General features: G+C 36.5%; 4 protein-coding genes and 1 pseudogene. 3 read left to right on the top strand and 2 right to left on the bottom strand.

Translation table 11 applies throughout. The annotated features are described in order from the left end of the window. The 3 genes and pseudogenes from ACQKNI_RS17905 to ACQKNI_RS17895 form a co-directional block, all read left to right on the top strand. A pseudogene (locus ACQKNI_RS17905) lies at window positions 1–531 on the top strand (hypothetical protein); the annotation flags it as partial. Between the two features lie 780 nt (window positions 532–1,311). After that, a complete protein-coding gene (gene helD / locus ACQKNI_RS17900) occupies window positions 1,312–3,645 on the top strand; it encodes an RNA polymerase recycling motor HelD (protein ID WP_088232649.1) in 2,334 nt (777 codons plus the stop codon). A gap of 86 nt (window positions 3,646–3,731) precedes the next feature. Beyond that, on the top strand, window positions 3,732–4,295 hold the full coding sequence (locus ACQKNI_RS17895; protein WP_088232650.1) for a hypothetical protein: 564 nt from the start codon (window positions 3,732–3,734) through the stop codon (window positions 4,293–4,295). Window positions 4,296–4,393: 98 nt separating this feature from the next. Here ACQKNI_RS17895 and ACQKNI_RS17890 read toward each other — a convergent pair whose 3' ends face one another. Further along, window positions 4,394–5,665 (bottom strand): FtsW/RodA/SpoVE family cell cycle protein, encoded by a 1,272-nt coding sequence (locus ACQKNI_RS17890; RefSeq protein ID WP_088232651.1) that lies wholly within the window; start codon window positions 5,663–5,665, stop codon window positions 4,394–4,396. Between the two features lie 7 nt (window positions 5,666–5,672). Continuing rightward, complete coding sequence (locus ACQKNI_RS17885) at window positions 5,673–6,080, bottom strand: PadR family transcriptional regulator (protein WP_088232652.1); 408 nt, start codon at window positions 6,078–6,080, stop codon at window positions 5,673–5,675. Between the last annotated feature and the right edge of the window lie 2 nt (window positions 6,081–6,082).

The raw sequence follows: 6,082 nt of genomic DNA, 5'->3' as shown, positions 1-6,082 counted from the left end.
GGTCTTACTGGAGTTACTGGAGTTACTGGTCCTACTGGTGCTACTGGTGCTACTGGTGCTACTGGTCTTACTGGAGTTACTGGTCCTACTGGAGTTACTGCACCTGCAGGACCAATTTTATCTAGTTTTATTGAAGTTTCACGTAACACAGATCAGACTTTGGCTGATCTTGAACCAATTATTTTTAATGGTGTTAACAGTGTTGGAACTGCTTTTAGCTTCAATGGTACAACTACTGTGACTATTAATGAAACAGGTCTTTACTATGCAGCTTTTAATGTTGCTGTAACAACTGGCCCGAGTGCTTTCGTTATAGTAACAAATGCTGTCAATTTTGCTACTGCAGCTTCAACGCCTACAACAGATGGAGGAAATGTCGCAGGTGGAGCACTAATTAATGTAACAACTACCCCACTTACTCTTACTCTAAATAATAGTAATACAGGATCTAGAACTATCTCTAATGGAGGAAGTGGAGGTTCTTCAGCTGATTTACTCATAATTAAATTCGCAGATGGACCTTCTGTTTAAATTTCAATTGTTGTAAACTTTAAAAAACAATTGAAGAATGGTATATAAATATTAATCAACAGTAACCAAAACAAAGTAAGCATTAAAAAATCGACTTATTTACAACACCCAAACCTTATTGACATGTCAAAATATAATCGTTTTGATCTACCACCCTCTCAAAAAATGAGGGGGTGGTAGTGTTATTTATAAAGTCCGCTTACCATTGACTCTTACCGTTTTATAAATTCACATTTCACTACACTGTGTTTACCCTATAGAGATAATATGCCTGTTATTGCTTTTGAATCTGTTAGAGAATGATCGTTTTCCAAACGATTATTCTCTTATTTGTTTTTAGATATAAAGTGAAAACTGGGATAAATTTCAGCCCTCACATCTACTTAAATCCTATATTTATCCATTTCAATTAGCTCTCTTAGCTAATACTTTATCTAACACCCTTTATAAAAAAGAAAAAATCTCGTCTAAAATTGACTTCGCATAAGCTTAGCTTGATAGCGATGTGGTGCTACCCCTATTAGCGATTTTTCAATTAAATCGACTTACTGACAATAATTACGATTCCCTCTTAGAGAAAAACATAAAAAAACCTCGATTCGCGCAGCACGGAACCAAGGTTTATCTCATTATCATTGATTAAATTCAAAAACTATGTTAAATTAGTACAGAAACGCATTCTTCAAAAATAAAAGAATGTATTTATCCGTATCTTAATTGTACAACAAAATTCATTTTCAGTCAACCTCTATTTTTCACTTTTAAAGGAGTGCTTAGCGTATGAACAAAAAACTTGATTTAGAGCAAAAACGATTGGATACCGTAATCGAAACGATTGCGCAACAAATTGATAAGCTAGAAAACGAAACTGGCAGACGCCGAGCAGAAGTAATCAACATTCGTAAGCACTTTTGGGATGATGTAAAAGTTAATACTGATACTTTTGATGATTATCTTGAAACAGTTATCAACTTAAGACAACAAGCCCAATCACTCGCTGTAACACAAATTACACATAAGCACACTTTCAATCGACTTGCTGCACTAAAACGTATGCAGAAAGCACCTTACTTCGGACGCATTGATTTTACAGAAGAAGGCGAACAAGCCGCAGAGCAAATTTATATCGGCGTGGCTACCCTTACCGACGCAAGCGGAGAAAACTTTCTCATATATGATTGGCGCGCGCCAATTTCAAGTGTCTACTACGACTATCCACCAGGACCGGCTGAGTACAGTACACCAGGAGGCGTAATCCACGGCAATGTGGAGAAAAAGCTACAATACATTATTCAAGACGGCGTAATTGATTCTATGTTCGATACGAGCCTTACAATTGGTGATGAAATCTTGCAACAAGCGCTCGGAAAAGGTACGAACAAACATATGCAAAGTATCGTTGCGACGATTCAGCGCGAACAAAATGAAATTATAAGGCACGACGAAGGACGACTACTTATCGTTCAAGGAGCCGCTGGTAGTGGTAAAACGTCAGCTGCCCTGCAGCGAATCGCCTATTTACTATATAAATATCGCGAATGGTTAAAAGCCGATCAAATTATTCTCTTCTCCCCTAACTCTATGTTCAACAGCTACGTTTCTAACGTACTACCTGAACTTGGTGAAGAGAATATGCAACAAGTAACATTCCAGGAATATTTAAATCATAGACTAAGCAATTCATTTGACGTAGAAGACCCTTACGAGCAATTAGAATATATGCTAACTGAAACGAATAGTCCTGCCTATAAAACTAGAAATGCGAGCATTCGCTTTAAAGCATCTACTCAATTTTTCGAGATGATTAGAACGTACAGACAATCTCTAGAATCGTCTGGCATGCTATTTAGAGGAATGAAATTTAGAGGAAAACTGATTGCCTCTGCTAAAGAAATCGCAGAGCAATTTTATAATACTGATTCCTCCCTCCGCTTCCATAGTCGAATTGAGAAGTTAACGGATTGGCTAAATAAACAAATAGATGAACTTGAAAAAACAGAATTGAAAAAGCCTTGGGTAGAAGAAGAAATTGAACTACTTAGTAAAGATGAGTATCAAAAAGCTTATAAATACTTGCAGAAAAAAGGCGAGTTTGACGACAACTCCTTTAATGATTATGAACAAGAAACGAAAGTACTTGGACGTATGATTGTCCGTAAAAAATTGAAGCCACTTCGTAAAGGTGTTCAAACACTACGCTTCATCAATTTCACAGGCATATATAAACAACTCTTCACAGATTCATCATGGGTTACTGGCGAAAAGCCGAAAGAATGGGACGACATTTGCTCATTAACAGTGAACATGCTCGATGAAGGAAAACTATATTACGAGGACGCGACTCCATTTTTACTTTTAAAAGAATTAATTGAAGGATTCCAAACGAACAGATCCATTAAGCACGTACTCGTAGACGAAGCGCAAGATTACTCTCCGTTTCAGTTCGAGTTTTTAAAACGTCTCTTCCCTGCTGCAAAAATGACAGTACTTGGGGACTTTAACCAAGCGATATTTGCTCATGCGAGTGAAACAGTTAATTTCAATACACTTACGAATTTATACGGGCCAGATGAAACAAACGGTATTAACTTAACTCGTAGCTATCGCTCAACAAAACCGATTATTGAATTTACACGTAATCTCGTACCAGAAGGAAAGAAAATTAATGCATTTGAACGTGACGGTGAGAAACCTACAGTAACTACAGTTTCTAATTACAGCGAACTGCACGACCGTATTACTTCCAAAGTTGCTGAACTTCAAAAACAACAACATAATACGATCGCAATTATATGTAAATCTGCAGCTGAAAGTGCCGCTGCTTACGAGGCACTTCGTAACATTGAAGATATTAAACTTGTGAAGAGCACCTCTGCTGAATACGAACAAGGCATTGTCGTGATCCCTGCTTATTTAGCAAAAGGTATCGAATTTGACGCTGTTATTATTTATAACGCTTCTAAAGATGTGTACAGCGATGAGAGCGTTCGTAGATTGTTCTACACTGCTTGTACGCGTGCGATGCATGAATTGCAACTTTATAGCGTTGGCGAAGTTAGTCCTTTTGTACTTGGGGCTGATTCGAAGAGTTTTGAGCTTATTACAACACCTTGATACAAATCAAGGTGTTTCTTTTTTATGCAGGATTTACACCTTAAAAATAGAATATATCAGTTTAGAAAAAGTTAAGGAGTGAAAAAATGAACCATTATTTTATCGCCATTTATGACGGCGTGTTTCCTACTGAAAAATTACATACCATCTTACAGTCTAATCCTACTTTTACCGATTTAAATGTCCGCCCTCTTGCAATCTCATCACCAAGACCTTTCACATTATTAGTTGGTGAAGAACATGATGCACTCACAACTGGGCTTACAGACAAATACCATTTATTAACGAAAGAGTTGCAAGCACTTGAGCAGCAAGAAAAATACTATTACGTATACGATTATAAAATTAGAAAAACCATCGAGAATCCCGCCCAAAAATGCTTTCCATTATCTACAATCAATATAAGTATTACGAAATTCCATCAGATGATTCAAAAAGTAAAGGACTTAAAACGACCTGTATTTGCAGGTTATAACATCATTTCTCATGATGCAGACATACTTACAATTGATGTACTTCTATCTTCACCTTTATTAGATCCGAACACTTCCGAAAAAGACGCGGAAGAATACTCCTATTTACAACAACTAGCTGAAACAATCTCTCGTTCTGAATTATGTACTTCTATGAAAGCGAGTTCGCTTATTTAAACATAGAAGAGGGTTATTTATCATAGCCCTCTTCTACTAACTATTTACGTTTGTACTTGATCATAGTAATGAATTTTATATACAACTTATAATAAGTATCAAGGTGTTTTTCTCATTCTAAACGACATATCTTTGCGGCGATACACACTTAACACAATCCCCATTAAAAGCGCATGAAATAAAGTAGGTGTTACGCCATAACTAATAAAGGGTAGTGATATGGAAACAATCGGCAATAAGCCTAATATCATGCCCACGTTATAAATGAATTGAACTATAAAAAGGGTCATCCCGCCAACGAGCAGCAATTTACCATACCGATCATTTATTTTATAAGATATGAACACTAACCTTACTACAAAAAGAGAAAGAATCAAGACAAGAATCAGTGCTAGCACATATCCATAATAATACGTCAAACTTGCAAATACAAAATCAGTATCTGGATTAGGGATGAACTTTACATCTCCATATGTACCAAACCAACCTGCTGACGACATTACTTCTTTTAAACGTATATACATAAATCCTGCGCCTTGTGCATCACGCTCTGGATTCAAATACCCTAAAAATCTATCCAAATAAACTCCTTTTACTGTGGGCCAGGAAAAAGAGGCCCCTATAATCAATAAACAGATTGGTACAACCGTAATAATTAACGCCGTTTTCTTTCCTAACTTACTCCACCAAAGCATAACGAATACCATCGTGATATAAATAAAAATCACTGAAAAAGCTGCGCCAATTAAGAATAAATACAAAGAAAATAAATACAACACTACAAGATACCTAACTTTCAATCTATTGTTATTGAAAAAAGAAGCCCAAGCTAGAAAAAAGAACGGCACTGCCATTAAACGGTCAATTGCAATAGGACCAACTTTTATTATCGGTTCTCCAAGCATCCCAGCATTCGGAAAACAGTATAACATTAACAAAATAAGTACCCCAATTGTATAAAACAACCATCCAAATCTCTCTAACTTCCGATAATCAATCAGCATCATCCCTAATGCTGTTGCAATACTAAGAACAACAGATATCACCTTATTCATTAGTAAATCATTCATATATCCAAAGGCTATAACCGGCAAAAACCCTAACCCCATCGCAGCCACTAATAAACCAATTAAGAACCAATCAATCTTTGGCTTATGTAGTTTATTAAGTTCTTGCCCAAGTTTAACCGGACTTCCCATTTGTTCAACAGCCTTATCTTCCGCAACTTCCTCACTTAACCCTTTATCCATCCACATATTCTTCGCCTGTTTCAAGTGAAAGTCTAGTTCAGTTGCCACAAAGCTCTTCGCTTCTTTTGATTTAATATGATTCGTAACTTCTTTTAAAAAACGTTCCCCTTTTTTATTCAATTTCGCCTCACTCCTGTACTAAGCCTTTTAATATAAATTGTGCCTTCGTAGCATTTTTTTCTGCCTTTCTTAGCATCTTTCTTCCTTTATCGTTTAATTGATAATATTTAGCTCCTGCGTGATCCCAGCTAGATTGGATAAAGCGATTTTGTTCTAGACGATGTAATACAGTGTATAGAGACCCTTCATTGCCTTCGAATTTTTGAATCCCTCTCCCCCGCAACAATTGCATCAATTCATAACCTGTTTTTTCATTCATAAGAAGTTGCAACACTGCTAAAAGGATATCCTCTTCCTTTTCGAACGATTGATTGATTTTTTCGCGCACCTGCTTCTTGTGCTGATCAGAAAAACTCAAATGTTTAAACGTTGTATTCTCCATTGATTTTCGCAGGCCTTTTAATCGATCTTCCATTT

The organism is Bacillus sp. NPDC094064 (genome assembly GCF_050279585.1).
In the GTDB taxonomy this organism is placed as follows: domain Bacteria; phylum Bacillota; class Bacilli; order Bacillales; family Bacillaceae_G; genus Bacillus_A.
Note: the sequence above shows the minus strand (reverse complement) of the source record. Positions and strands in the feature narration are given on the sequence as shown.

What these genes read in the sequence shown, in the direction of transcription:
- helD (WP_088232649.1), top strand. Translation starts at nt 1,312, where the DNA reads ATGAACAAAAAACTTGATTTAGAGCAAAAACGATTGGATACCGTAATC.
- ACQKNI_RS17885 (WP_088232652.1), bottom strand. Translation starts at nt 6,080, where the DNA reads ATGGAAGATCGATTAAAAGGCCTGCGAAAATCAATGGAGAATACAACG.
- ACQKNI_RS17895 (WP_088232650.1), top strand. Translation starts at nt 3,732, where the DNA reads ATGAACCATTATTTTATCGCCATTTATGACGGCGTGTTTCCTACTGAA.